At 58.8% G+C, this 25,356-nt stretch carries 22 protein-coding genes and 1 tRNA gene; 13 read left to right on the forward strand and 10 right to left on the reverse strand.

Features of this window, described 5'->3' with window-relative positions:
* Positions 1-3 precede the first annotated feature (3 nt).
* Genes ABWW33_RS24940 through ABWW33_RS24950 form a run of 3 tightly spaced genes read left to right on the forward strand, consistent with a single transcriptional unit; the run spans position 4 to position 5,106 of the window.
* Positions 4-1,467, forward strand: coding sequence for a type I restriction-modification system subunit M (locus ABWW33_RS24940; protein WP_353404191.1), 1,464 nt, complete (start codon positions 4-6; stop codon positions 1,465-1,467).
* Positions 1,467-3,161, forward strand: coding sequence for a restriction endonuclease subunit S (locus ABWW33_RS24945; RefSeq protein ID WP_353404192.1), 1,695 nt, complete (start codon positions 1,467-1,469; stop codon positions 3,159-3,161). Before ABWW33_RS24940 ends, ABWW33_RS24945 begins: the two co-directional genes overlap by 1 nt.
* A 10-nt stretch (positions 3,162-3,171) precedes the next feature.
* Positions 3,172-5,106 (forward strand): AAA family ATPase, encoded by a 1,935-nt coding sequence (locus tag ABWW33_RS24950; RefSeq protein ID WP_353404193.1) that lies wholly within the window; start codon positions 3,172-3,174, stop codon positions 5,104-5,106.
* 106 nt (positions 5,107-5,212) lie between these two features.
* Here the strand turns inward: ABWW33_RS24950 and ABWW33_RS24955 are convergent.
* A tRNA-Phe gene (locus ABWW33_RS24955) sits at positions 5,213-5,288 on the reverse strand.
* A 77-nt stretch (positions 5,289-5,365) separates the two neighbouring features.
* Here ABWW33_RS24955 and ABWW33_RS24960 point away from each other — a divergent pair.
* From ABWW33_RS24960 to ABWW33_RS24990, 7 genes are all read left to right on the forward strand, one after another.
* The gene (locus tag ABWW33_RS24960; protein WP_353404194.1) at positions 5,366-6,583 is read left to right on the forward strand and encodes an FAD-dependent monooxygenase; all 1,218 of its coding nucleotides are present in this window, start codon (positions 5,366-5,368) and stop codon (positions 6,581-6,583) included.
* A gap of 29 nt (positions 6,584-6,612) precedes the next feature.
* Complete coding sequence (locus ABWW33_RS24965) at positions 6,613-7,341, forward strand: DsbC family protein (protein ID WP_353404195.1); 729 nt, start codon at positions 6,613-6,615, stop codon at positions 7,339-7,341.
* A 44-nt stretch (positions 7,342-7,385) separates the two neighbouring features.
* Positions 7,386-7,844, forward strand: coding sequence for a (2Fe-2S)-binding protein (locus ABWW33_RS24970; protein WP_176655496.1), 459 nt, complete (start codon positions 7,386-7,388; stop codon positions 7,842-7,844).
* 11 nt (positions 7,845-7,855) lie between these two features.
* The gene (locus ABWW33_RS24975) at positions 7,856-10,081 is read left to right on the forward strand and encodes a xanthine dehydrogenase family protein molybdopterin-binding subunit (RefSeq protein WP_353404196.1); all 2,226 of its coding nucleotides are present in this window, start codon (positions 7,856-7,858) and stop codon (positions 10,079-10,081) included.
* A 5-nt stretch (positions 10,082-10,086) separates the two neighbouring features.
* Positions 10,087-10,653 (forward strand): nucleotidyltransferase family protein, encoded by a 567-nt coding sequence (locus ABWW33_RS24980; RefSeq protein ID WP_353404197.1) that lies wholly within the window; start codon positions 10,087-10,089, stop codon positions 10,651-10,653.
* A gap of 12 nt (positions 10,654-10,665) precedes the next feature.
* Positions 10,666-12,483: a M61 family metallopeptidase gene (locus ABWW33_RS24985; RefSeq protein WP_353404198.1), complete on the forward strand. Its 1,818-nt coding sequence runs from the start codon at positions 10,666-10,668 to the stop codon at positions 12,481-12,483.
* 260 nt (positions 12,484-12,743) lie between these two features.
* Positions 12,744-13,928: a GGDEF domain-containing protein gene (locus ABWW33_RS24990; RefSeq protein WP_353404199.1), complete on the forward strand. Its 1,185-nt coding sequence runs from the start codon at positions 12,744-12,746 to the stop codon at positions 13,926-13,928.
* A 155-nt stretch (positions 13,929-14,083) separates the two neighbouring features.
* Here the strand turns inward: ABWW33_RS24990 and trpC are convergent, their stop codons facing one another.
* The 7 genes from trpC to rpe all read right to left on the reverse strand — a co-directional run bounded on the left by trpC (position 14,084) and on the right by rpe (position 20,390).
* Complete coding sequence (trpC, locus tag ABWW33_RS24995) at positions 14,084-14,884, reverse strand: indole-3-glycerol phosphate synthase TrpC (RefSeq protein WP_353404200.1); 801 nt, start codon at positions 14,882-14,884, stop codon at positions 14,084-14,086.
* A gap of 13 nt (positions 14,885-14,897) precedes the next feature.
* The gene (locus ABWW33_RS25000; protein WP_176655500.1) at positions 14,898-15,563 is read right to left on the reverse strand and encodes a LysE family translocator; all 666 of its coding nucleotides are present in this window, start codon (positions 15,561-15,563) and stop codon (positions 14,898-14,900) included.
* Between the two features lie 92 nt (positions 15,564-15,655).
* Positions 15,656-16,693, reverse strand: a complete 1,038-nt coding sequence (trpD, locus tag ABWW33_RS25005) for an anthranilate phosphoribosyltransferase (protein ID WP_176655501.1) — start codon at positions 16,691-16,693, stop codon at positions 15,656-15,658.
* A gap of 69 nt (positions 16,694-16,762) precedes the next feature.
* Positions 16,763-17,326 (reverse strand): anthranilate synthase component II, encoded by a 564-nt coding sequence (locus tag ABWW33_RS25010; protein ID WP_353404201.1) that lies wholly within the window; start codon positions 17,324-17,326, stop codon positions 16,763-16,765.
* Position 17,327: 1 nt separating this feature from the next.
* A complete protein-coding gene (trpE, locus tag ABWW33_RS25015) occupies positions 17,328-18,824 on the reverse strand; it encodes an anthranilate synthase component I (protein WP_353404202.1) in 1,497 nt (498 codons plus the stop codon).
* 214 nt (positions 18,825-19,038) lie between these two features.
* On the reverse strand, positions 19,039-19,722 hold the full coding sequence (locus tag ABWW33_RS25020; RefSeq protein WP_353404203.1) for a phosphoglycolate phosphatase: 684 nt from the start codon (positions 19,720-19,722) through the stop codon (positions 19,039-19,041).
* The gene (rpe, locus tag ABWW33_RS25025; RefSeq protein ID WP_353404204.1) at positions 19,722-20,390 is read right to left on the reverse strand and encodes a ribulose-phosphate 3-epimerase; all 669 of its coding nucleotides are present in this window, start codon (positions 20,388-20,390) and stop codon (positions 19,722-19,724) included. Before rpe ends, ABWW33_RS25020 begins: the two co-directional genes overlap by 1 nt.
* A gap of 184 nt (positions 20,391-20,574) precedes the next feature.
* Between rpe and apaG the strand changes: the two genes are divergently transcribed.
* Entirely contained in the window at positions 20,575-20,949 is a 375-nt protein-coding gene (gene apaG / locus ABWW33_RS25030) for a Co2+/Mg2+ efflux facilitator ApaG/CorD (protein WP_161098014.1), read from the forward strand.
* 136 nt (positions 20,950-21,085) lie between these two features.
* A complete protein-coding gene (mltA, locus tag ABWW33_RS25035; RefSeq protein WP_353404205.1) occupies positions 21,086-22,306 on the forward strand; it encodes a murein transglycosylase A in 1,221 nt (406 codons plus the stop codon).
* Here mltA and ABWW33_RS25040 read toward each other — a convergent pair.
* Both ABWW33_RS25040 and ABWW33_RS25045 read right to left on the reverse strand, forming a co-directional pair.
* Entirely contained in the window at positions 22,303-22,740 is a 438-nt protein-coding gene (locus tag ABWW33_RS25040) for a universal stress protein (RefSeq protein ID WP_176655506.1), read from the reverse strand. The two genes, mltA and ABWW33_RS25040, sit on opposite strands and share 4 nt — an antisense overlap.
* Before the next feature lie 63 nt (positions 22,741-22,803).
* Positions 22,804-24,096, reverse strand: coding sequence for an MFS transporter (locus tag ABWW33_RS25045; RefSeq protein ID WP_353404207.1), 1,293 nt, complete (start codon positions 24,094-24,096; stop codon positions 22,804-22,806).
* Between the two features lie 99 nt (positions 24,097-24,195).
* On the opposite strand from ABWW33_RS25045, the gene ABWW33_RS25050 reads away from it, so the two are divergent.
* On the forward strand, positions 24,196-24,972 hold the full coding sequence (locus ABWW33_RS25050) for an enoyl-CoA hydratase (protein ID WP_176655507.1): 777 nt from the start codon (positions 24,196-24,198) through the stop codon (positions 24,970-24,972).
* Positions 24,973-25,356: the final 384 nt, after the last annotated feature.

Genomic DNA, 25,356 nt, shown 5'->3' on the forward strand with positions numbered 1-25,356 from the left:
TTCATGTCTATCGGCACCCTGATAAAAACAATTCAAGACATCATGCGCAAAGACGTTGGCGTTGATGGCGACGCCCAGCGCATCAGCCAGATCGTCTGGCTGCTATTTCTGAAAATCTTTGACGACAAAGAGCAAGAATGGCAACTCACCATGTCGGGCTACAAGTCTCCATTGCAGAGCCGTTTTCGCTGGTGCAATTGGGCTAAGGATGCGGAAGGAATCACCGGCGAAGAACTAATCGACTTCGTAAACAACGAGCTTTTCCCCTCACTCAAGAAACTGGCGACCGTCGCCGGTGTGTCTGCAAGAGGAAAAGTAGTTGGCTCTGTATTTGAGGATGCTTACAACTACATGAAATCCGGGACCCTGCTGCGGCAGGTGATCAACGCCATTGAAAGCGATGTTGATTTCAACTCATCCTCAGATCGACATTTGTTCAACGACATTTACGAAAAAATACTGGCGGATCTGCAATCGGCAGGTAACGCTGGCGAATATTACACTCCGCGTGCTGTCACCCAGTTCATGGTGGACATTCTTAACCCGCAACTTGGAGAGAGCGTACTTGATCCCGCCTGTGGAACGGGTGGTTTTCTCACATGTTCTATTGAGCATATGAAAGCACAGGTCAAAACAGCCACTGACCGCACCACGTTGCAAGACTGCATACACGGTGTGGAGAAGAAACCGTTACCGCATATGCTTGCGATGACCAACCTCATGCTGCACGGCATTGACGTACCCAGCAACATCCGTCACGACAACACTTTGAGTCGCCCCCTCAAGGATTATGGGCCTAAAGACCGCGTTGACATCATTCTCACTAACCCGCCATTTGGAGGTATGGAAGAGGATGGCATCGAGAACAACTTCCCGCGCAAGTACCAGACTCGCGAAACTGCCGATCTGTTCATGGCACTGATTATGCACTTGCTCAAACACGACACCGGGCGCGCCGCTGTAGTGTTGCCCGATGGTTTCCTTTTCGGTGAAGGCTCCAAAACTACGTTGAAACGTGAGTTGCTGGAAGAGTTCAACCTGCACACGATCGTCCGCTTGCCTAAGGGTGTCTTTGCCCCCTATACCAGCATTGCAACCAATGTGTTGTTCTTCGAAAAGGGTGAACCTACTAAAGACGTGTGGTTTTTCGAGCATCCCTATCCGGACGGCTACAAGAGTTACTCTCGGTCGAAGCCATTGGATATTAAAGAATTCGATCTCGCAAAAGCCTGGTGGGGTGGTCCCAAGCGCAAAGGTCGCAAGACCACTGAAAATGCCTGGAGGATTTCTGCTACAGACATCAGTGCGCGCAACTACAACTTAGATTGTAAAAATCCACACGCTGTGGAGGTGAACCATCGCAATCCAGCCGAATTAATGGAGGAGTACGAGGAAATTTCTCGGCAACTTGCCGAGGCCTTGAACACATTGAAAGCTGAATTGATGCTGTCGCTCGGGGGGCGGTAATGGAGTTGCTGGAACAACATTTCGATACTATTTTTTCTACACCCGAGGGCATTCAAAAGCTGAGGGATCTTATTTTGACTCTTGCGATGCATGGTAAGTTGGTACCGCAAGATCCGAGCGACTTGTCGGCCGGCGAACTGCTTAAAGATATAAACGTCGAAAAGAAGCGGTTAGTGAAGGAAGGAAAGATTAAGACCCCCAAGCCGCTGCCGGAGATCGCCTTGGACGATGTGCCATTTACGTTGCCGAAGGGCTGGAGGTGGGTTCGTTTGGGCACGGTCGGCAATATATTCAACGGAAATAGTATCAACGCAGCTGAGAAGGAATCAAAATACGCCGGAGTGAAGGGGCTACCATACATCGCAACTAAGGATGTCGGCTACGGCTTTGACCCGATTGACTATGAGAATGGTATTTGCATTCCTCCCGATGAAGCGAAATTCAGGGTGGCGCACGAAGGTGCGGTGCTGATCTGTGCTGAAGGGGGCAGTGCCGGGAAAAAATGTGGGCTGACCGACCGTGATATTTGTTTTGGCAACAAATTATTTGCCAATGAACTTTATGGCCAAATCTCGTCCCGTTTCATTCTCTATGCGTATCTATCGCCGGTCTTTCGCGCTGCTTTTGCAGCCAAAATGACTGGGATTATTGGAGGTGTCTCAATTGCTAAATTTGTTGAAATACCTCTGCCGCTTCCGCCGCTTGATGAGCAACGTCGCATCGTCGCTAGAATTGACCAGCTGATGGCGCGGTGCGATACATTAGAAAATCTTCGACATAGTCGCGAAGAAAAGCGCTTGGTCATGCATGCAGCTGCGCTTTCACAGCTTCTTGATAACAATAATAGTGGTAGCCCTGATGAGGCGTGGACATTTATTACCAGGCACTTTAGTGATCTTTACACAGTGAAGGAAAACGTCACTGAGCTGAGGAAGGCAATTCTGTGCCTTGCGGTTACGGGAAAACTCACCGAGCAACGTAAGGAAGACCGACCGGTAAAAGAACTCCTGGAAAGTATTAAAACCGACAGGTCCCGATTGCTCATTCGTGGCGCCTCAAGCGAGCAAATCGATTCGAAGAAAATAAGTTACCGAATTCCAGAAAGTTGGGCGATTTTACCACTTGATGCCATTTTGATTTCTGGCCCCACCAATGGTTATTCTCCTAAAGCTGTGGGTTACGAAACCAAGGTTAAGTCCTTGACATTGAGTGCGACAACATCTGGTGTATTTAAGGGGGAGCACTCTAAGTTCATTGCGGATGATATACCAATGAGCTCCGACCTTTGGTTGCGAGATGGCGATATTTTGGTGCAGCGCGGAAATACGATTGAGTACGTTGGAGTTCCCGCAATTTATAAGGGTGAACGTCACAGTTATATCTATCCGGATTTAATGATGAAACTGCGTGTTTCGGTAGAGCTTGACAACGATTATGTCTGCTTTGCGATGAGTGCGCCGCCGAGCCGTGATTTTTTGCGTGAACGCGCTTCTGGAACGTCAGGGACGATGCCAAAAATAAATCAAAAGACATTAACCAGTCTTCCGATTCCAATACCCCCATTTGCTGAACAGCAAAGAATAGTTACGAAGATATATAAGTTGATGGCCTTGTGTGATCAACTCGAACGAAAAATTGACTCGGAAAACCTAAAGGCTTCCGAATTATTAGCTTCCGTAATTGCACAAGTGTGACTGGATTGCCATGCATCTGAAATCTGTATTCATCAGCCAATACAAAAATCTTAAGAGCTTCACGCTCAGTTTCGATGGCGCGAGCTTCATCGATGTTTTCGTTGGAAAGAATGGCAGCGGGAAGTCGAATCTATTCGAAGCACTGATCGAGATTTTTCGCCATCTTGATCAGCTTGGGCATCCCGATAACGACATCGCATTTGAGTACAGCCTGAGTTATGAAATTAACGGACAAGATACCGAGATCGAATGGAAGGCTGGCAAGTTACGCATAAACAAGGACGAAGACCGTAAGACACTGGGGCAGACGCCGTTCCCCGACAACGTGCTGATCTACTATTCCGGCCACAACCGCACAGTGTCTGAGCTGGTTGCTGAGTATGAGGCAAAATTTCGCAGCCGCATTAAGGGGGCCGACTTGGAAGACTCCCGCCGCTTCATCGGCATCGGACAGGACTACAAGGCACTGCTATTGGCGATATTGCTGGTGCAGCCAGAAGATGGAAGGGCACATACGTTCATTCGCCAAAAGCTCGGTATCGACAGACTTGGCATTACCAAGCCCGGCACTGACGAAGTATCAGAGTCGGTACTTAGAATCGATTTCAAGCGCCCAGATTATGCACGAGGTAGCGAAAAGGAAAAATATGATATCGACCCCGTGGAAACAGCGACTCGGTATTGGCGTCCAGTTGGTATAACAAAAGACTTTCTCGATAACTTGAGTGTTTGCACTTGGGGCAACACAAAGAAACTGACGGTTACCGAGGGGTATTTTCCGAATGAGGATCGTTACGTTCTGTATTTATCAATTGGCAGACTGCAAGAGGAATTCGCCGGAAAATGGCAGGAACTATTTCGCCAGTTCGACAATTTGAAAACACTGGGAATGTTGGACTCCATTTCTGTACCGCTCCGACTTACATCTGGTTTGGAAGGAAACGTCGGTCACTTCAGCGATGGTCAGTTTCAGTCGGTTTACATTTACTCCATAGTCGAACTTTTCAAAGATCGTAATTGTTTAATGCTGTTGGATGAGCCGGACGCCTTTCTTCACCCAGAATGGCAGTTTGATTTCTTACGGCAAGTTTTTGAGATCACTGACACTACAGCTAAGAACAATCATGTTCTGATGAGTAGCCACAGTGCTGCGACTTTGCTTCCACTAGCGGAACAGAGAATCAGTTTTTTTAAAATTGAAAATTCGGTCGTCTCATGTTCCAAACGAACAAAAAAAGAAATGATACATGAGCTTTCAGATAGTTTTATTCAATATTCTGAAGATGAAAGCAAGCTACTTATCGATAATGTCATACGTTCATCATCACGGCCAATCTTGTTTGTTGAGGGTCCGTCTGACGTTAGCATTTTGAATGTGGCTTTTGGTAAGCTTTATGCCGGAGAGGACAATCCAATTCTGATTCAAGACGCATTTGATCGAGGTTTCATTAGAATACTTCTGTCCAGAAACGAAATATTTAAAGCTTACCCTGACAAGCAGTTCTTTGCGTTGTTTGACTTTGATGATGCTTACGACGATTGGCGAGGTTTGGGCGGTGATCATCAAGTCACAGATATCGGTCAAGGGCTTTGTAGGAAGCTGCAGGATAAGAATGCTCACGCATTTCTATTACCCGTACCAAACAACGAACTTAAAGCTCAGGTTTGGGATGATACGAACCCCAATGAGAAAATTCGACCCAATCCCTATTTGGGAATTGAGCATCTCTTTTGGGGTGTAGATGGACTTGCTGACTGGTTTCGTACGGATGAGAGAACTGGGAAAATCAGCTTTAAGGGGGACAAACACAAGGTAAAGTTCGCTAAAGATATTGTCCCTAACTTAGATGCCGCTTGTTTTGAAGTGTTTCGCCCAATGTTCGAGTTCATTAAATCGAAATGTAACACTGCGACGGTATCCAATTTGGCGAGCCACACGACGTAGGCCGACGTAGGCCGTGAGGGGCCGGAAATAGACCGGACACGAGGACTCCTGTTCCGGAAACAAAAACGCCAACCTGCATGGGTTGGCGTTTGGTGAGGTATGTTCTTGGTGGCCCGGGGCGGAATCGAACCACCGACACAAGGATTTTCAATCCTCTGCTCTACCAACTGAGCTACCAGGCCAAGGAGCAGAATTATAGCAGGCCCGAGCGAAATTGCAAGGGCCGATTTCTATTTCTCACAACCGTTATAATGGCCGGATGAATAAGCCATCCTCCCCCGCTGCGCTGCGCGTCATAGAGAGTGATATTTGTATTGTTGGCAATGGCGCTATTGCCAAGACCGCCGCGCTGGGCCTGGCCCAGGCCGGCCTGAGCGTGACTTTGCTGGGGCCGCCGTCCCGTCCGGCGGCGCCGGCGGCCGATCCCGGCTGGGATGCGCGGGTCTACGCGCTGAACCATACCGCCCATCACCTGCTGTCGTCGCTGAAGGTGTGGAATGCGCTGGATCAAGCGCGCGTGGCGCCGGTCGACGCGATGATCGTCCACGGCGACGGCGAGCATGCCGGCGGCCTGGCCTTCGACGCCTACGGCGCCCACACCGGCACGCTGGCCTGGATCATGGAAGACCGCAACCTGGGGCAGGCGCTCGACGCCGCCCTCAAGTTCGCGCAGAACGTGCGCGTGGTCGAGGGCCGCGCCACCGGCCTGCTGCGGAGCGACGACAGCGCCGCCGTGCACCTGGACGACGGCTCCAGCATCAAGGCCGCGCTGGTGGTCGGCGCCGACGGCGCCCAGTCCTGGGTGCGCGGCCAGTGCGACATCGGCCTCGATTACCGCAGCTACAACCAGCGCGCCGTGGTCTCCAACTTCGCCTGCGAACTGCCGCACCATGGCGCCGCCTATCAATGGTTCACCGGCGCCCAGGGCATCGTCGCGCTGCTGCCGCTGCCGGGCAACCAGGTATCGCTGGTGTGGTCGGCGCCGGAAGCGCTGGCCGACACGCTGCGCGCCGAGTCGGCGCAGCAGATCGCCCACCGGCTGGCCGTCTACGCATCGGCCAAACTGGGCGCGCTGACGCCGCTGCAGCCGGAGCTGGTACGCGACTTCCCCCTGCGGCTGATACGCCCGCACGCGATGAGCGCGCCGCGCGTGGCGCTGATCGGCGACGCCGCCCATGTGGTCCATCCGCTGGCCGGCCACGGCATGAACCTGGGCTTCGCCGACGTGGCGCAACTGGTCAAGACATTGAGCGAACGCGAACCCCAGCGCGGCATCGGCGACAGCCGCGTGCTGGCCCGCTACGAGCGCGCGCGCAAGGAAGACGTGCTGCTGATGCAGCTGACCACCGACGGCCTGGCGCGCCTGTTCGGGGCGGACATGGAGCCGCTGCGCGTGGTTCGTAATTTCGGATTAAACTTGCTGGATAAATTACCTGTGCTGAAGCGCCGTTTGATTTCCCACGCCATGGGCAAATGAGAGCACTGTCAGTCGTCACCGGAGATGTCATGAGAAAGAGTAAGATCGTTTTGCTGTTGTTGTCGGCGCTGATGGCGTCCTGCGTGGGCGCCGAAACGCCGCCGACCACGGAGTCGATCAAGAAGCTGGTCGAGCCGCGACTGGGATCGAACGTCAAGGTCGAATCGGTGCGGGAGACGCCATACAGCGGCTTGTATGAAGTCCGTATCGGCAATGAGATCCTGTACACCGACAAGACCGCGACCTATTTGTTCTCCGGCCACATCTTCAACCTGACCACCAGCACCGACCTGACCAAGGAACGCGTCGACGAGATCAGCAAGATCAAGTTCTCCGACCTGCCGCTGGACAAGGCCATCAAGACCGTCAAGGGCGACGGCAAGCGCGTGATCGCGGTGTTCGAGGATCCGAACTGCGGCTACTGCAAGCGCTTCCGCCAGACCACGCTGAAGGAAACCGACAACATCACGGTCTACACCTTCATGTACAACATCCTGGCCGAAGACTCGTTCACCAAATCGAAAAACATCTGGTGCGCACCGGACCGCAGCAAGGCGTGGGAAGACTGGATGGTCAGCGGCAAGGCCGCGCCGGTGGCCAAGGCCTCCTGCGACGCGCCGAACGACGTGGTGCTGGAACTGGGCCACAAGCTGGGCGTGTCCGGCACGCCGGCTATCTTCTTCGCCGATGGCAGCCGCGTTCCCGGCGCGATCGACACCAAGTCGCTGGAAGAGAAGCTGACCAAGATCAAGCAGTAAATCAAGCAGCAACGTCAAAAACGCAGGGACTACAGGAGGATTGAATGATCACTTTGAACATCAACGGTAAAGACACGCAGGTTGACGCCGATCCATCGACGCCCATCCTGTGGGCCTTGCGCGATAACCTGAACATGACCGGCACCAAGTTCGGTTGCGGCGCGGCGCTGTGTGGCGCCTGCACCGTGCACCTTGGCGGCCAGCCTATCCGTTCGTGCATCACGCCGATTTCGGCGGCCGTTGGGCAGAAGATCACCACCATCGAAGCAATGGAAACCGACAAGGTCGGCCAGGCGGTGCAGGCCGCATGGGTCAAGATGGACGTGCCGCAGTGCGGCTACTGCCAGAGCGGCCAGATCATGAGCGCGACCGCGCTGCTGCGCACGAACAAGGCGCCGTCCGATGCCGACATCGACAACGCCATGAGCGGGAACATCTGTCGATGTGGCACGTACCAGCGCATACGCGCCGCCATCAAAGACGCCGCCAAAACCATCGCTTAAGGGAGACCGCCATGCGTATCGAATGGATCAACCAGGAATCGATGGCGACGCTGGGCGCCGCAGCTGCAGGCGGCATGTCGCGCCGCGGCTTCATGAAGGCCGGCGCGGTTGCCGGCGGCGGTCTGGTGCTGGGCTTCTTCATGCCGGGCGCTGGCCGCTTCGCCAATGCGCAGCAGCCTCCGGCCAAGGTCTACGAGCCGAACGCCTTCCTGCATATCGCGCCGGACAACACCGTCACCGTGCAGGTCAACCGGCTGGAATTCGGCCAGGGCGTGCAAACCTCGCTGCCGATGCTGATCGCCGAGGAGCTGGACGCCGACTGGTCGAAGGTGAACGGTGCTTTGGCGCCGGCTGGCGATCAATATAAAGACCCGGCGTTCGGCATTCAGATCACCGGCGGTTCGGGCAGCATCGCCCACTCGTATATCCAGTACCGCGAGATTGGCGCCAAGGCGCGCGCGATGCTGATCGCGGCGGCGGCCGAGCAGTGGAAGGTGGCGCCGGACCAGGTCAAGACGTCCAAGGGCACGCTGATCGGCCCCGCCGGCCAGAAGGCCACGTATGGCGCGATGGCCGATGCGGCCATGAAGCAGCAGGTTCCGGCCACCGTGAAGCTGAAGGATCCGAAGGATTTCAACTTCATCGGCAAGCCGATGAAGCGCCTCGACGCGAAATTGAAATCGACCGGCAAGCAGCAGTTCGGCATGGACTTCAAGGCGCCAAACAGCAAGGTCGCCGTGGTGGCGCGGCCGCCGGTGTTCGGCGCCAAGGTCGCCAAGTTCGATGCGTCGAAGGCCAAGGCCATCAAGGGCGTGATCGACGTGCTGGAGGTGAAGACCGACCGCGGCGGCAGCGGCGTGGTGGTGGTGGCCGACGGCTACTGGCCGGCCAAGATGGGCCGCGAAGCGCTGCTCATCGACTGGGATACCAGCGGCGTTGAAAAGGTCAGCAGCGACAAGCAGCTGGCCGAGTACAAGGCGCTGGCTGCCAAACCGGGGCTGCCGGTGCGCAAAGCCGATACCTCGAAGCTGGCCGGCGCAGCGAAGAAAATCTCCGCCGTGTATGAATTCCCGTACCTGGCGCACGCGCCGATGGAGCCGCTGAACTGCGTGGTCGATCTGCGCGCGGACAGTTGCACCGTATGGGCCGGTTCGCAGTTCCAGACGATGGACCAGGGCGCCATCGCCGCCACCGCCGGCCTGAAGCCGGAACAGGTGGTGCTGAATACGATGATGGCCGGCGGTGGCTTCGGCCGCCGCGCCGTGCCGACTTCCGACTATCTGGTCGAAGCGGTCAACATCGCCAAGGTGTGGCAGGCCACCGGCAAGAAGGATCCGATCAAGGTGATCTGGAGCCGCGAGGACGACATCAAGGGCGGCTACTACCGTCCGTCGCACGTGCACCGCGCCGAGATCGGCTTTGACGCCAAGGGCGAGATGGTGGCGTGGGATCACGTCATCGTCGGCCAGTCCATCATCACCGGCACGCCGTTCGAGCCGATGATGATCAAGGATGGCATTGACTCGACGATGGTAGAAGGCATGGGCGAGCCTTACGCAGTGCCGATGAACCTGACGGCGCATAGCGTCAAGGCCAACGTGCCGGTGCTGTGGTGGCGTTCCGTGGGCTCCACCCATACCGCGTTCGTGATGGAGACGCTGATCGACGAAGCCGCCCATGTGGCCAAGATGGATCCGGTGGCCTACCGCAAGAAGCTGATGGGCGAGAAGGGCAAACGTCACGCCGCCGCGCTGGATCTGGCGGTCGCCAAGTCCGGTTACGGCAAGAAGGCTTTGCCTAAAGGCCAGGCTTACGGCGTGGCGGTGCACGAAGCGTTCAACACGGTGATCGCCTATGTGGTGGTGGCGTCGGTGGACAAGGGCGTTCCAAAGCTGCACAAGGTGACGGCGGGCGTGCATTGCAACCAGCCGGTCAATCCGCTGACGATCGAGGCGCAGATCCAGGGCGCGGCGCTGATGGGCCTGGGCATGACCCTGCCGGGCGCCGCCATCACGCTGAAGGACGGCGTGGTCGAGCAGCAGAACTTCAGCGACTACACGGTGACGCGCATGACCGACATGCCGGTCATCGATGTGCACATCGTGCCGTCGAACGACGCGCCGACCGGCATGGGCGAACCCGGCTTGCCGCCGCTGGCGCCGGCCTTCGCCAACGCGTTGTTCAAATTGACCGGCAAGCGTTTGCGCAAGCTGCCGTTCGATCTGGCCAGCGCCTGAGCCGGATGGCATTAGTAGGTATATTGCTGGCAGCCGGGCGGGGCAAGCGGTTCGACCCGTCCGGCGTACAAAACAAATTGCTGCAGGCGCTGGAGAGCGGTGACGCCGTCGTCGCCGCCAGCGCGAGGAATATGCTGGCCGCGCTGCCGCGCGTGCTGGCCGTGGTCCGCCCCGGCGACGACAAGGTGGCCGCGCTATTGGGCGCGTTGGGATGCGAAGTGCGCGTCTGCGCCGACGCCGACCTGGGCATGGCCGAATCGCTGGTGACGGCGGTCGACTGCACCAAGGGGGCGGAAGGCTGGGTGATCGCCCTGGGCGACATGCCCCATGTGCAGCCGGAGACCATCCGCGCGCTGGCCGCGACGATCGAGCAGGGCGCGCACATCGCGGCGCCCGTATATGAAGGACGACGCGGCAATCCGGTCGCCTTCAGTAGTTATCACCTGCCGCTGCTGCTGGCGCTGGGAGGCGACCAGGGCGCACGCGCTATACTTAAGACCCACGCGGTGAGCGAACTGGACGTCGACGATATCGGCGTGGTGCGCGATATCGATACGCCGGGCGATCTGTAAACAGGACATTTGATGAAGAAATCGAACAAGAGCACTCCGGCGATCGCGTACAGCATCGTCGGCCACGATCTGGCTGCCCACCTGTTCCACGTCACGCTGACGGTGGACGCGCCGGCCGCAGGCGGCCAGGTTTTCGCGCTGCCGGCCTGGATCCCGGGCAGCTACATGATTCGCGAATTTTCGCGCAACATCGTGCGCATCCGCGCCGAATCCAACGGCGAGCCGGTGGCGCTGGCCAAGCTGGACAAGCATTCCTGGCAGGCAGCGCCGCTGAAGGATCACGCGGCATCGCTGACGTTGCACTATGAAGTCTACGCCTGGGATTTGTCGGTGCGCGCCGCACACCTGGACCAGAACCATGCGTTTTACAATGGCACCAGCGTGTTCCTGCGCGTGCTGGGGCAGGAAGACCAGCCGCACGTGGTGGACATCCAGCGTCCGGACGACGAGGCGGCCAAGACCTGGCGCGTGGCGACGTCGCTGCCGGAACTGAAGGCGAAACGTTATGGTTTTGGCACCTATGTCGCCGCCAACTACGACGAATTGATCGACCACCCGGTGGAGCAGGGCGATTTCGCGCTGGCCACGTTCAAGGCGCATGGCGTGCCGCACGACATCGTTATCAGCGGCCGGGTGCCGAATCTGGATCTGGCGCGCCTGAGCGCCGACCTGAAAAAGATCTGCGAAACCCAGATCGCCTTCTTCGAACCGAAGGCCAGGAAAGCGCCGATGGACCGCTATGTGTTCATGACGCTGGCCGTCGGCGATGGATATGGCGGCCTCGAGCATCGCGCCTCGACCGCGCTGATCTGCGCCCGCGCCGACTTGCCGAGCACGGCATCCAATAGCAAAGAGATAACAGACGGCTACCTGCAATACTTGGGCTTATGCAGCCACGAATACTTCCACACGTGGAATGTTAAGCGCATCAAGCCGGCGGCGTTCGCGCCTTACAATCTGCAAGTCGAGAATTACTCGCCGCTGCTGTGGCTGTTTGAAGGCTTCACCAGTTATTACGACGATTTGATGCTGGTCCGTGCCGGGGTGATCGCGGAGCCGGCGTATTTCAAACTTCTGGGTAAAACCATAGGCAGCGTGTTGCGCGGCAGCGGGAGGACCAAGCAAAGCGTGGCGGATTCGAGTTTCGACGCCTGGGGAAAATATTATCGCCAGGATGAAAATGCGCCGAATGCCATCATCAGTTATTACACCAAGGGTTCGCTGATCGGTTTGGCGCTGGATTTGAGCATACGCGCCAAAACCGGTGGCAAGAAATCGCTGGATGATGTGATGCGTACTTTGTGGCAGCGTTACGGCCGCGATTTTTATAATGGCGCAGGCCGGGGAGTTACTCCAGCGGAAGTTGAAGCTATATTTGATGAAATAAGCGGCGGCCGTTTCAAGCCATTCTTCGATAAATATATTCGTGGAACCGAGGATCTGCCCCTGGCTAAAATGCTGGCTCCATTCGGCATTAAATACAGCGATGAGCGAAAATCTTCAAAACCCAGCCTGGATGCAAATCTCGGTAAAGATGGCAATGATTGCAAATTATCGGCCGTGCACGAAAATGGCGCCGCCCATCAAGCCGGCTTATCAGCTGGCGATATATTAGTCGCCATAGACGGCTTGCGCGTCAATGCCACCAATCTGGAAACGCTGCTTTCCCGTTACGGCATTGGATCGACCGTTGAAGTACACGCATTCCGCCGTGACGAATTAATGACCTTCAATATGACCTTGCAAGGCGAGCGCGTGCCTGGGATTACGCTGTCATTAGACCCCGCCGGCAAGAAATCCACCGGCCCAATACGTCCCAGCGCCGCCTGATAAGCAATTCCAATCCGGGGTCAGATCTGACATTCGGACACAAGCTGAACCGTAGATAGCTGTACGGTTGAGCTCCTGTCCGAATGTCAGATCTGACCCCGGATTTTTTTGCCTCAAGCATGCCAAATTTTGGCATGTAAATGCCGGGTTCTGGCATGTCTAGCTGGTTTTTGCGTTGTCGTGGGGATAATTTTCCGCCTGGGCGTAGTTCTGGTTTAGAATTTGGCCTGACGCTTTAGCCTAAGAGGATAGTTCCGCACGTGATACTGCTTGATCCCACTACTATTATCCTGATGGCGACGCTGATGGCCGGTGCAATGAGCGTTGTGCTTTATTCCGCCCATTTAAGTTTTCCTAAAGAGATTAAAGGCCTGAAACAGTGGGCTGGTGGATTGCTGTTATTGGCGGTCGGCTCGGTATGCTTTAGCCTGCGTGGCGGTATATTAGGAAATACATTGCCTTTGATTTGTGCGAATTCAGTGTTGATGTGGGCACTGGGTTTAACGCTGATCGGTACGCAGAAACTATATGGGCAGCGTCCGTCGTGGTGGTTGTTTCATCTGATCTGGGCGCTGGCGATGCTGGGTGTCGGCTATTGGTTGATTGTTGAACCGAACTTTGCAGCCCGGGTTGCGGTCTTTTCTTTCCTCTGCTTTATATTCTATGCCTGTCAGGTTGTATTGATATACCGCTTTGGCGAGCCACATTTTTCCAGTAAATTCTTTGGCGCGCTGATGTTTCTGCAATCGGTGGTCGTGCTGACGCGCGGTATATTGGCGCTCTATATGGGTAGTGAGCATGCCACTCTACTGACAGTCGGTCCATTCCAGAGTATTTATCTCGCCACCGCGCATTTCATGATATTGCTGCTGGCCGTAGGCTTTATGGCGGTCGCTACCCGCCGTTTGCAAACCATCCTGGAACGCCGCTCGACTTTGGATCCATTGACGCAGGTATTAAATCGTCGCGGTTTCGCCGATATTTACGCCAAGGAACATGCGCTGATGCTGCGCGAATCCACTGCGATGACGATGCTGAGCATCGATCTGGATTATTTTAAGAAGATTAACGACCGTTATGGCCACGCGACCGGCGACCGCGTACTGATCGATGTCGCCGAGGTTATCGGCAAAGCCTTGCGCGTGTCGGACCATGTGGCCCGTTTTGGCGGCGAAGAGTTTATCGTATTGTTGCCGAATACAGGTTTGGACCGGGCGCGCCATATCGCGGAACGGATCCAGACGGCCTTGCGCGAGCCGCACGGGCAGGGGCTGCCTGCCTACACAGTCAGCATAGGTATTGCTTGCCAGGCAAGTGCCGACGAGAACCTGGATGGGATTTTGATGCGGGCGGACAAGGCGCTGTATAGCGCCAAGGAGTTGGGCCGCGACCGTATCGAGATCGCGGCCGAGGCCCCGTCGCCCAAGCAGGCAGTAAGGGCCTAGTGGACTGTAACGCTTAAATCGGTAGCGCCTGCCGCGCAGGCAACGCGCATGGCTGCGTTGCAAATGCTCGCGATAGCTCGCTATCGCTGCGCTTTGTGCCTTGCCCTGCACGCCGCCTGCGCGTCCTTCGCTCCCAATTTAAACGTTACAGTCCACTAGTTAAACAAACGAGCCAGCTCGGCGCCCGGATCCGGCGCCCGCATGAACGCTTCGCCGACCAGGAAGGCATGCACATTTGCCTCGCGCATGCGTTTGACGTCTTCCGGCACCATGATGCCGGACTCGGTAATGACCAGTTTGCCGGCCGGAATCCGGTCCAACAGGCCCAGGGTATTCTCCAGCGACACCTCGAACGTGCGCAAATTGCGGTTATTGATGCCGAGCAAGTCGGTTTTCAGGCGCAGCGCGGCGGTCAGTTCGTCGCCGTCGTGGGTTTCCACCAGCACGCCCATGCCCAGTTCGTGGGCGCAGGCTTCCATTTCCGCCATCAATCCGTGGTCCAGCGCCGAGACGATCAGCAGGATCGCGTCCGCGCCCATGGCGCGGGCTTCGTAGATCTGGTAGACGTCGATCATGAAGTCCTTGCGCAGCACCGGAATCGCGCAGGCGGCGCGCGCCTGCTGCAGGTAAGCGGTCGAGCCTTGGAAGAACTGCTCGTCCGTCAGCACCGACAGGCACGCGGCGCCGTTGGCCTGATAGCTGGCGGCTATGTCGGCCGGGCGGAAGTCGGCGCGCAGCACGCCTTTCGACGGTGAGGCCTTTTTCACTTCGGTGATCACGCCGGCATGGCCGGCGGTGATCTTGGCCCGCAGGCTGGCTTCGAAGCCGCGCAGGCCGGCGCGCAGCTCGGCGTTGCCTTCGACGTCGGCGCGCAGGCTGGCGAAGCTGCGGTATTTTTTAGCGGCGGCGACTTCGTCGGCTTTGACTGCGAGGATTTTGTTCAGGATGTCGGACATGATAAACCTAAGATTAATGTTGTTCCGCCAGCGCCAAACGCAGGCCGAGTGCCAGGAACAGGCCGCCCGTCACGCGGTTCAGCCATAGCGCCACCAGCGGTTTGACCTTCAGGCGCGCGCTGGCAAAGGCGGTGAAAACGGCCAGGCCATTACACCACAACATACCGTTGAAATTGAAAATGCAGCCCAGGACGATGAACGCCAGCGGCTTGCTGGTGGATTCAGCCGAAATAAACTGCGGCACGAACGCCAGGAAGAACAAAGCCACTTTCGGGTTCAGCACGTTGGTGAGGAAGCCCTGGAAGAAGATTTTACGATACGCCAGCGGCTGCGCGGCGCGCGCCGCCACGGCCTGAGCCGCCGCATCATCCATATCGTCCGCATCGCTGCGTAGTCTGGCGCGCAGCATGCCGATGCCGACGTACACGATATACGCCGCGCCTATCCATTTGACGGCGGTGAATGCGGCAGCCGACGTCGCCAGCAGCGCCGACAAACCCAGCGCCGCGGCGAAGATATGGATCATGGTGCCGGCGCCTATGCCCAGCGCCGCCGCCGAGCCGGCGCGCCAGCCCTGCGTGGCGCTGCGCGTCATGATCAGCAGCGAATCCGGACCCGGCATGATATTCAGCAGCAGCCCGGAGATAATGAATAGTGAGAGGTCGTGGATACCCAACATGTCGTTTCCTTTGCGGCGTCATCCTCGCGAAAGCGGGGATCCATACACAGCGTGCGGTCTATGGATTCCCGCCTTCGCGGGAATGACGTGGATTAGTTAGTCCCGCCGAGGCTTTGCGTGACCTGCACGAACTGCTCGACCTTGCGCAGCGCGTCGCCGGATGCGATGGCCTTGCGCGCACGCGCCAGGCCGTCCTCGATCGAACTGGCCACGCCTGCCGCATACAGCGCGGTGCCGGCGTTGAGCGCGACGATATCGAAAGCCGCGCCGGGTTCGCCGCGCAGCGCTTCCATCATCTTGGCTTTCGATTCGGTCGAATCGGCCACCTTCAGGTTGCGGCTGGCGATCATCTGCAGGCCGAAGTCTTCCGGATGGATTTCGTATTCGCGGATTTCACCGTTAATCAGTTCGCCGACCATGGTGCCCGCGCCCAGCGACACTTCGTCCATATTGTCGCGGCCATAGACCACGATGGCATGCTGCGCGCCGAGGCGCTGCAGCACGCGCACCTGGATGCCCACCAGGTCGGCGTGGAATACGCCCATCAGGATATTCGGCGCGCCGGCCGGATTGGTCAGCGGTCCCAGGATGTTGAAGATGGTGCGCACGCCCAGTTCGCGGCGCACCGGCGCCGCATGCTTCATCGCAGCGTGGTGGTTGGGCGCGAACATGAAGCCGATGCCGGTCTGCGCGATCGATTGCGCGATCTGCTCGGGTTTCAGGTTGATGTTGGCGCCCAGCGATTCGATCACGTCGGCCGAGCCGGACGAGGACGACACGCTGCGCCCGCCGTGCTTGGCCACGCGCGCGCCGGCGGCGGCGGCGACAAACATCGACGCGGTGGAGATGTTGAACGTATGCGCGCCGTCGCCGCCGGTGCCGACGATGTCGAGCAGGCCGGTGGTGTCGGCCATCGGCACCTTGGTGGAGAACTCGCGCATCACCTGCGCGGCGGCGGCGATCTCGCCGATGGTTTCTTTTTTCACGCGCAGGCCCATGGTCAGGGCCGCGATCATGGTCGGCGACATTTCGCCGGACATAATCTGGCGGAACAGGTGCAGCATCTCGTCGTGGAAAATCTCGCGGTGCTCGATGCAGCGCAGCAGTGCTTCTTGATGGGTGATAGGCATGGCAATTCCTTCTTCAATTTGGACGCGGATCGCGGCTAAAGGAGGCGCGCGGCAAGCACGCCGGCGTCTTTAGCGGACCAGGAAGTTCTTCAACAGTGCGTGACCGTGTTCCGACAGGATGGACTCGGGGTGGAACTGCACGCCCTCGATGTCGTAATCCTTATGGCGCACGCCCATGATTTCACCGTCGTCGGTCCATGCCGTCACTTCGAGGCAGGATGGCAGCGAGCTGCGCTCGATGGCCAGAGAGTGATAACGGATCACCGTGAAGGGGGAGGGCAGGTCCTTGAAGACGCCCACGCCCGTATGCGCGATTAAAGAAGTTTTGCCGTGCATGACCTGCTTGGCGCGGATCACTTTGCCGCCGAACGCTTCGCCGATGGCCTGGTGGCCGAGGCACACGCCCAGGATCGGCTTCTTGCCGGCGAAGTGCTTGAGCACCTCGACGGAAATGCCCGCCTGCGACGGATCTTTCGGACCCGGCGAAATGCAGATGTGGTCCGGGTTCAGCGCTTCGATTTCCGCAATCGTGATTTCATCGTTGCGGTACACGCGTACATCCTCACCCAGCTCGCCGAAGTACTGCACGATGTTGTAGGTGAAGGAGTCGTAATTGTCGATCATCAGCAGCATCTCAGAACTCCCCATCCAGGCCATCTTGCACTTGTTCGGCGGCGCGCAGCACAGCGCGCGCCTTGTTTTCAGTTTCCTGCCATTCCATCTCCGGTATCGAATCGGCGACGATGCCGGCGGCGGCCTGCACGTACAGCATGCCGTCCTTGATGACGCCGGTGCGGATGGCGATCGCCACGTCCATTTCGCCGCCGAAGGACAGGTAGCCGCAGGCGCCGCCGTAGATGCCGCGCTTGCTGATTTCCAGTTCGTCGATCACTTCCATCGCCCGCACTTTCGGCGCGCCGGTCAGCGTGCCGGCGGGGAAGGTCGCGCGCAGCACGTCCAGGTTGGACAGGCCGTCTTTCAGCTTGCCCTCGACGTTGGAGACGATGTGCTGCACATGCGAGTATTTTTCGATGACCAGGCGGTCGGTGACGCTGACGCTGCCGATCTCGGAGATGCGGCCCAGGTCATTGCGCGCCAGGTCGATCAGCATCACGTGTTCGGCGATCTCTTTCGGATCGGCCAGCAGTTCCTTGGCCAGTTCGGCGTCGCGTTCCGGCGTGGCGCCGCGCGGACGGGTGCCGGCGATAGGGCGCAGCGTGACTTTCTTCTCGCCGTCCGGCAGCGTCTCGTTGCGCACCAAAATCTCCGGCGACGCGCCGACGATCTGCATGTCGCCGAAATTGTAGAAGTACATATATGGCGACGGGTTCAACGAACGCAGCGCGCGGTACAAGGTCAGCGGCGAATCGACGTACGGCTTGCGGATGCGCTGGCCGATCTGCACCTGCATCAAGTCGCCGGCCATCACGTATTCGTGGGCCTTGGCGACGGCCTTCAGGTATTCGTCCTTGGGGAAGTCGCGGATGGTTTCGGTGCGCACCGAGCTGCTCGTCACTGGCGCGTCGACGCCGCGGCGCAGCATCACACGCAGGTCTTTCAGGCGCTGGCGCGCTTTGGAATACGATTCCGGCTGCGTGGTGTCGGCGTAGACGATCAGGTACAGCTTGCCGGAGAGGTTGTCGATGACGGCCAGTTCCTCGGTCACCATCAGCTGGATGTCGGGCAGGCCCAGGTCGTCCTTGGGCTGGGTGTTGGCCAGCGTTTTTTCGATGTGGCGCACCGAGTCGTAGCCGAAGTAGCCGGCCAGGCCGCCGCAGAAGCGCGGCATGCCCGGACGCAGCGCGACCTTGAAGCGCTTCTGGTAAGCCTCGATGAATTCCAGCGGATTGCCTTCGTGCGTCTCGATCACGGCGCCGTTCTTGACGATCTCGGTGCGCGTGCCGAAGTTGCGCAGCACGGTCGTCGCCGGTAGGCCGATGAAGGAGAAGCGGCCGAAACGCTCGCCGCCGACCACCGACTCAAGCAGGAAGGTGTTCTTGCCGGCGTTCTGGCTCTGGGCCAGTTTCAGGTACAGCGTGAGCGGGGTTTCGAGGTCGGCAAAGGCTTCCGCGATCAGTGGGATGCGGTTGTAGCCATCGTTGGCCAACGATTTGAATTCGAATTCGGTCATGTCTTCTCTCCATGCCGCCAGGGATGTGGTTGTGGATTTGGCGGTGGTTTGTCAAAAAACCTGTCGGGTGCGTGCGCACGGACGACAGCAATCAGTTCGGCTCAGTTTTGCCAGGATTGCCAGCGTCGCCAAAGCCAGGCCTCAATCGAGCCGGTTTGGTTGACATTGTGTTTTTTGGTGAAAGACATTTCGGTCAGAGTAGTTCAGCTAACGGTTAATTATGTGAACGGATCAAAATAGCGGCATCGAGCAGCGTGGCTACTATACCATCGGAATCGGTTTTGTGTATAGCCTCTCCGTGATTGTAACCGTAAGGCACCGTCAGCACCGGGCAACCCGCCGCCCGCGCGGCCTGCGCGTCGTTCGAAGAGTCGCCGATGGCCACCACTTGCCCCGGCTTGAGGCCGAAATCGGCACACACCGTCTGCAGCGGCAGGGGATCGGGCTTCTTGCGCGGCAGCGAATCGCCACCGTAAACCACCTCGAAAAAGCCGTCCACCCCCTTCAGCTTGAGCAGCGGCGTGGTGAAGGATATCGGCTTGTTGGTTACACAGGCCAGGCGCAGGCCCTGTGCCTTCATCGCGGTCAGGCCTTCGATCACGCCGGGATACAGGGCGCTGTGGTTGCCGTTGATGCTCAGGTAGTGGCGCTGGTAGGCGTCCATCGCCGCCTCGAAGCTGGCTGCGACGCCGGCGCCGTCCAGATCCAGCGCCAGCACCGAGCGGATCAGGTTTTCGGAGCCCTTGCCGACCATCAGCGCGATCTGCTCTTGCGCGACCGGCTTCAGGCCGAGTTCCGCCAGCATGCCGTTGATCGCGACGTAAAAGTCGGGCATCGTGTCCAGCATGGTGCCGTCGAGGTCGATGATTGCGGCGCGCACGCCTGCCAGCACGCTCATTACGCTACCGTCGCCAGCTGGGCGCGCATGGCGTCGATGACAGCCTTGTAGTCCGGCTTGCCGAAGATGGCGGAGCCGGCCACGAAGGTGTCCGCGCCCGCGGCCGCGGCGGCGGCGATGTTGTCGATCTTGATGCCGCCGTCCACTTCCAGCAGGATGTCGCGGCCGGATTCGTCGATCAGGCGGCGCGCCTCGGCGATTTTCTTCAGCGCCTGCGGAATGAAGGACTGGCCGCCGAAGCCCGGGTTGACGGACATGATCAGGATCATGTCGATCTTGTCCATCACGTGCTCCAGGTAGCTCAGCGGCGTGGCCGGATTGAACACCAGGCCGGCCTTGCAGCCGTGGTCGCGGATCAGCTGCAGCGAGCGGTCGATATGGTCCGACGCTTCCGGGTGGAAGGTGATGATGTTGGCGCCGGCCTTGGCGAAGTCCGGAATGATGCGGTCGACCGGCTTGACCATCAGGTGGACGTCGATCGGCACTTGCACGTGCGGGCGGATCGCTTCGCAGACCAGCGGCCCGATGGTTAGGTTCGGAACATAATGGTTGTCCATCACGTCAAAGTGAATGATGTCCGCGCCGGAGGCGACGACGTTGCGGACCTCTTCACCCAGGCGGGCGAAATCGGCGGACAGGATGCTGGGAGCGATGCGGAATGTGGTCATGGCGGTGGACTGCAATAAAAAAGATGCGCTATTTTACGCTGCCCGGCGCGACCGCGACCGTTTTACCCCCGTTTTCAGCCGCGCCGTCCTTGCATAGAGTGCGGATTTGCGGTGCAATGAGCGTCTGACGATATACAATCGCCAAGCTTGCAAGATGCGATTGCGATTTTACTAAGGAATTTTGATGGCCACTTACGAATTTACTGTGTCGGTCAGAACCCAGTACCTGCCAGATCAGTCGGACCCGGAGCGCACCAACTTCGTTTTCACCTACTCGATCACGATCAAGAACACCGGCACGGTGGCTGCACAGCTGATCTCACGCCACTGGGTCATCACCGACGCCAACAACCATGTGGAAGAAGTGCGCGGCCTGGGCGTGGTCGGCCACCAGCCGCTGCTGCAACCCGGCGAACATTTCGAATACACCAGCGGCACGGCGCTGCAAACCCAGCAGGGCTCGATGGTCGGTGAATACTTCTGCGTGGCCGAGGACGGCCATCAGTTCGAAGTCAAGATCCCGGAGTTTGTGCTGTCGCTGCCGCGCACGCTGCACTGATTATTCCTGTTCGTTCTCCGGCGGGGGCAGCTTTTTAGTCTTGCCCTTGCCCTGGTACATAGTCCACCAGACGATAAACACCAGCAGGAAAAACGCCACGCATGCTTCTATCATTAATACCCACATAGCTATCCTTATGTCATTAACACGCCGTAGTCTACTCGTTCCGCTGACCGTCGTGGCGCTTTCGCTGGCCGCCTGTACCACCACTCCGCTGCCGCCGGAGAAGCCGGTGCCGCCCGCTGGACCAGCCGTGCCGGTGCCGCCCGTCGCGCCGCCAGCCCAGCCGACGCCCGAACCGGCCAAGCCGACCGCGCTGCAACTGGTGCCGACCACCTTCGCCGCGCTGCCCGGCTGGGACAAGGATGACGTGCGCGCCGCATGGCCGGCCTTCATGTCCTCGTGCTCGGTGCTGGTCAAGCAGCCGAACTGGAAGGAACCCTGCACCATCGCCCGCTCCGTCAACGCGGGCGACGAGCAGGCGATCCGCACCTTCTTCGAAGCCTTCATGGTGCCCAACCAGGTGGTGGCGCCGGACGGCGCGACCGACGGCCTGATCACCGGCTATTACGAGCCGCTGCTGCGCGGCGCCCGCAAGAAGGGCGGTCCGTATCAGACGCCGCTGTTCAAGGTGCCGGACGATATGGTCACCATCGATCTGGCCAGCGTGTATCCGGAACTGAAGGGCATGCGCCTGCGGGGCAAGCTGGTGGGCAAGAAGGTGGTGCCTTATGCGACCCGCGCCGACATCGAGAAGGCCGACTTCCCCGGCAAGGAGCTGCTGTGGGTCGACGATCCGGTCGAGTCGTTCTTCCTGCAGGTGCAGGGCTCGGGACGGGTGCAGCTGACCGATACCCAGGAAACAGTGCGCGTGGCGTACGCGGACCAGAACGGCCATCCGTATAAATCAATCGGCAAGTACCTGGTGGAGAAGGGCGAGTTGACCGTGGAGCAGGCGTCGGCGCAGGGCATCAAGGCCTGGATCGCCGGCCACCCGACGCGCATGCAGGAGCTGTTCAATGCAAATCCGAGCTATGTGTTCTTCCGCGAAGAGCGCCTGCCGGATCCGAAGGTCGGCCCGAAAGGTTCGCTGGGCGTGCCGCTGACGCCTGCGCGCTCGGTGGCCATCGATGCGTCGCAGTTGCCGCTGGGCGCCCCGGTGTTCCTGGCGACCACCATGCCGAACAGCGACATTCCGCTGCAGCGGCTGGTCATGGCGCAGGATACCGGCGGCGCGATCCGCGGCGCGATCCGGGTCGATTACTTCTTCGGCTTCGGCACGGAAGCATCGGAAAACGCCGGCCGCATGAAGCAGCGGGGCAGCGTCTGGGTGCTGCTGCCCAAGCAGGTCAACTAGCGAAGCACCATCACGGGCAGCGTGGTATGCGCGAGTACCTTCTGCGTCTCGCTGCCCAGGAACAGCCGGTTCAGGCCCGTGCGTCCGTGCGACGCCATCATGATGATGTCGCAGCCATGCTTCTTCGCCGCCTCGACGATTTCCTCGTAGGGGCTGGGCGACATCGTTATCACTCCTTCGAACGGAATATCGGCGGCCAGCGCGGCTGCGGCCACCTTTTCGATATGCCGGCGCGCGGCGTCCTGCATCTGGGTGGCGAACTGGCCGGAATCGATCACCGCGCCGCTGTCGCCCATGGACGAAAACGGCAACGGCTGTATCACCGTGATAGCGACGATCTTCGCCTGATTGAGCCTGGCGAACCGCACCGCCGTGGCGGTGGCCTTGTCCGAGAGGTCCGAACCGTCCGTCGGCAGCAAAATGGACTTGAACATGGCGCGCTCCCAAGAATGGATATGGCAACCAGCCTAATGTTTTAGGCGGATGCCCGGCGCACGTTAGGTGGCTGCCGGCGCCACCGCCGGCTGGCTGCCGCGCATGGACGACGACATCGCCATGCTGATCGTCAGCAGGATGCCGCCGGCCGCCACGCAGGCCATGCCGGTGCGGATGCTGAAATGTTCGCCGATGTAGCCGGCGGCCAGCGCGCCGAGCGGCGCCGTCGCCACCGTCAGGAAGCGCATCGTCGACACCATGCGGCCCAGATACTCATCCGGCGTGACCTTCTGGCGCAGTGTCATGTAGGGCATGAAGAACAGCATCACGCCGCAATCCATGAACAGCGACAAACCGCCGGCGGCGACCGCGCTGGCGTTCGGACTGCCGAACAGATTTGCCGGCACCACCGGCATCGCGGCAAACGCAAACGCGGTCAAGCCTATGCCGATCAGCATGGTCACGCCGGGACCGAAGCGGGCATTCAATGGCTTCAGCATCAGGGAACTCAGCAGCACGCCTATACCGCCCACCATCTGCGCCGCGCCCAGCATGCCTGCCGTCATGCCCAGTTCGCGCGTGCAGAACAGCACGTTGAGCGCCGTGAATCCGTAGAACAGCATGTGCCAGACGCCGGCGCCCCAGGCCAGCGTGCGCAGCAGCGGCTGCCCCCAGATGAACAGCAGGCCGTCGTGGATGTCGCGCAGCGGATGCTTGTTCGACGGCGGCGGCTTCGGATCGTTGGCCTTCAGATTGCGCAGCAACAGGATGGAGATCACGAAGCCGAAGGCGTTCAGCAGCACCGCGAACGGCGCGGTCAGCCACTGGATCAGCACGCCGGCGACGCCAGGCGCCAGCAGGCGCGAGGCCGAATCGGTGGCGGCGAACTTGGACTGGGCATCGGTCAGGCGGTCACGCCCGATCAGGTTGGTCAGGAAGATCTGTTCGGCGCCGCCGCCCAGCACCGAACAAGCGCCGATGACGAACGACACCGCATACATCCAGTGGATCGACAGCACGCCCAGCCACCAGGCGGCCGGTATGCTGGCCAAGGTGACAGCCAGGACGGCCTTGCTGGCCAACAGCACCGGCAGTTTGCGGTTGCGGTCGAGAAGGACGCCGGCCGGCAAGGCCAGCAGCGCGAACGGAATCGCCTGGCACGCGCCGAGCACGCCCATCTGCGCCGGCGTGGCGTGCAGCAGCAAAACCGAGCACAGCGGTAGAGCCAGCGCGCTGATGTAGCTGCCGAAGCCGTTGAGGGTGGCGCTGAACCAGTAGCGCATGAAGCCGCTGTTGCGCAGCAGGTCGTCGCCGCTCAGCTTGTCCTTCAGGTAATGGCGAAAGGCGGTAAAAATAGGAAGCTCTTTAAAGCAGGTTGCCGATCTTCAATCATACCAGTGCGGGAGTTAGGCGCTACAATCCTCGAGGAATATTTCACCGTGAAGGAGACACCTATGCAATATGAAGATCTGATCGTCGAAGTGCACGACAAAGTCGCCCTGATCCGTTTGAACCGGCCGAAGGCGCTGAACGCGCTGAACGACCGCATGATGAACGAGCTGGGCGATGCCTTATATAAGTTCGACGCCGATCCAGCCATCGGCTGCATTGTGCTGACCGGCAGCGAGAAAGCCTTCGCCGCCGGCGCCGACATCGCGGCCATGGCGGACTACACTTACCAGGACACCTACCGCGACAACTACATCACGCGCAACTGGGAGCACATCCTGCGCATCCGCAAGCCGGTGGTCGGCGCCGTGGCCGGCTATGCGTTGGGCGGCGGCTGCGAGCTGGCGATGATGTGTGACTTCCTGATCGCGGCTGACAACGCCAAGTTCGGCCAGCCGGAAATCAAGGTTGGCGTCACGCCTGGCGCCGGCGGCACGCAGCGCCTGCCGCGCACCATCGGCAAGGCCAAGGCCATGGACTTGCTGCTGACGGCGCGCACCATCGACGCGGCCGAAGCCGAGCGCATCGGCCTGGTTTCGCGCGTAGTCCCTGCGGACAAGCTGATCGAAGAAGTGCTGACCGCGGCCAAACAGATCGCCTCGATGCCGACCTCGGTCGCGATGATGATCAAGGATGCTGTCAACCGCGCGTTTGAAACCACGCTGACCGAAGGCGTCAATTACGAGCGCCGTTTGTTCCAGGCAGCGTTCGGTACGCCGGCTCAAAAAGAGGGCATGCATGCCTTCCTTGAAAAGCGCTTGCCAAACTTCGAAGGTCTTTGATATGATTCGGCCCCTCGCAGAACAACACATAAGAATGTGACGTAAAACGAGGGGTTGACGAGAGAAAAGAAACACTTCATAATCTCGCTTCTCTGTTGCTGACAAACACAACGCTTTGTCGATAAGCAGCAAGCAGTATCGAACAAGTTCTTTAAAAATTAACAGTCGATAAGTGTGGACGTTTGATGGAAGTGCACACGAAGCCTTCGGGTTTCGTGAAACTTAAAAAATATCAAATGTTCACAAGAAGTAATGAAATAGGCGCTATGAAAATAGTGGCCTGTCAGTATTTTGAGTGAGCGACCCAGCAGAAATGCTGGTGACACGAAAGTGTCAAAGTAACAGAGATTAAACTGAAGAGTTTGATCCTGGCTCAGATTGAAC

The organism is Duganella hordei (assembly GCF_040369125.1).
In the GTDB taxonomy this organism is placed as follows: Bacteria; Pseudomonadota; Gammaproteobacteria; order Burkholderiales; family Burkholderiaceae_D; genus Rugamonas; species Rugamonas hordei.

What these genes read in the sequence shown, in the direction of transcription:
- rpe (WP_353404204.1), bottom strand. Translation starts at nt 20,390, where the DNA reads ATGACCACATTCCGCATCGCTCCCAGCATCCTGTCCGCCGATTTCGCC.
- ABWW33_RS25040 (WP_176655506.1), bottom strand. Translation starts at nt 22,740, where the DNA reads ATGTTCAAGTCCATTTTGCTGCCGACGGACGGTTCGGACCTCTCGGAC.
- ABWW33_RS25050 (WP_176655507.1), top strand. Translation starts at nt 24,196, where the DNA reads ATGCAATATGAAGATCTGATCGTCGAAGTGCACGACAAAGTCGCCCTG.
- ABWW33_RS24985 (WP_353404198.1), top strand. Translation starts at nt 10,666, where the DNA reads ATGAAGAAATCGAACAAGAGCACTCCGGCGATCGCGTACAGCATCGTC.
- trpC (WP_353404200.1), bottom strand. Translation starts at nt 14,884, where the DNA reads ATGTCCGACATCCTGAACAAAATCCTCGCAGTCAAAGCCGACGAAGTC.
- ABWW33_RS24950 (WP_353404193.1), top strand. Translation starts at nt 3,172, where the DNA reads ATGCATCTGAAATCTGTATTCATCAGCCAATACAAAAATCTTAAGAGC.
- ABWW33_RS25000 (WP_176655500.1), bottom strand. Translation starts at nt 15,563, where the DNA reads ATGTTGGGTATCCACGACCTCTCACTATTCATTATCTCCGGGCTGCTG.
- ABWW33_RS25010 (WP_353404201.1), bottom strand. Translation starts at nt 17,326, where the DNA reads ATGCTGCTGATGATCGACAATTACGACTCCTTCACCTACAACATCGTG.
- ABWW33_RS24965 (WP_353404195.1), top strand. Translation starts at nt 6,613, where the DNA reads ATGAGAAAGAGTAAGATCGTTTTGCTGTTGTTGTCGGCGCTGATGGCG.
- trpE (WP_353404202.1), bottom strand. Translation starts at nt 18,824, where the DNA reads ATGACCGAATTCGAATTCAAATCGTTGGCCAACGATGGCTACAACCGC.
- trpD (WP_176655501.1), bottom strand. Translation starts at nt 16,693, where the DNA reads ATGCCTATCACCCATCAAGAAGCACTGCTGCGCTGCATCGAGCACCGC.
- mltA (WP_353404205.1), top strand. Translation starts at nt 21,086, where the DNA reads ATGTCATTAACACGCCGTAGTCTACTCGTTCCGCTGACCGTCGTGGCG.
- ABWW33_RS24970 (WP_176655496.1), top strand. Translation starts at nt 7,386, where the DNA reads ATGATCACTTTGAACATCAACGGTAAAGACACGCAGGTTGACGCCGAT.
- ABWW33_RS24980 (WP_353404197.1), top strand. Translation starts at nt 10,087, where the DNA reads ATGGCATTAGTAGGTATATTGCTGGCAGCCGGGCGGGGCAAGCGGTTC.
- ABWW33_RS24940 (WP_353404191.1), top strand. Translation starts at nt 4, where the DNA reads ATGTCTATCGGCACCCTGATAAAAACAATTCAAGACATCATGCGCAAA.
- ABWW33_RS24975 (WP_353404196.1), top strand. Translation starts at nt 7,856, where the DNA reads ATGCGTATCGAATGGATCAACCAGGAATCGATGGCGACGCTGGGCGCC.
- ABWW33_RS24945 (WP_353404192.1), top strand. Translation starts at nt 1,467, where the DNA reads ATGGAGTTGCTGGAACAACATTTCGATACTATTTTTTCTACACCCGAG.
- ABWW33_RS25020 (WP_353404203.1), bottom strand. Translation starts at nt 19,722, where the DNA reads ATGAGCGTGCTGGCAGGCGTGCGCGCCGCAATCATCGACCTCGACGGC.
- apaG (WP_161098014.1), top strand. Translation starts at nt 20,575, where the DNA reads ATGGCCACTTACGAATTTACTGTGTCGGTCAGAACCCAGTACCTGCCA.
- ABWW33_RS24960 (WP_353404194.1), top strand. Translation starts at nt 5,366, where the DNA reads ATGAATAAGCCATCCTCCCCCGCTGCGCTGCGCGTCATAGAGAGTGAT.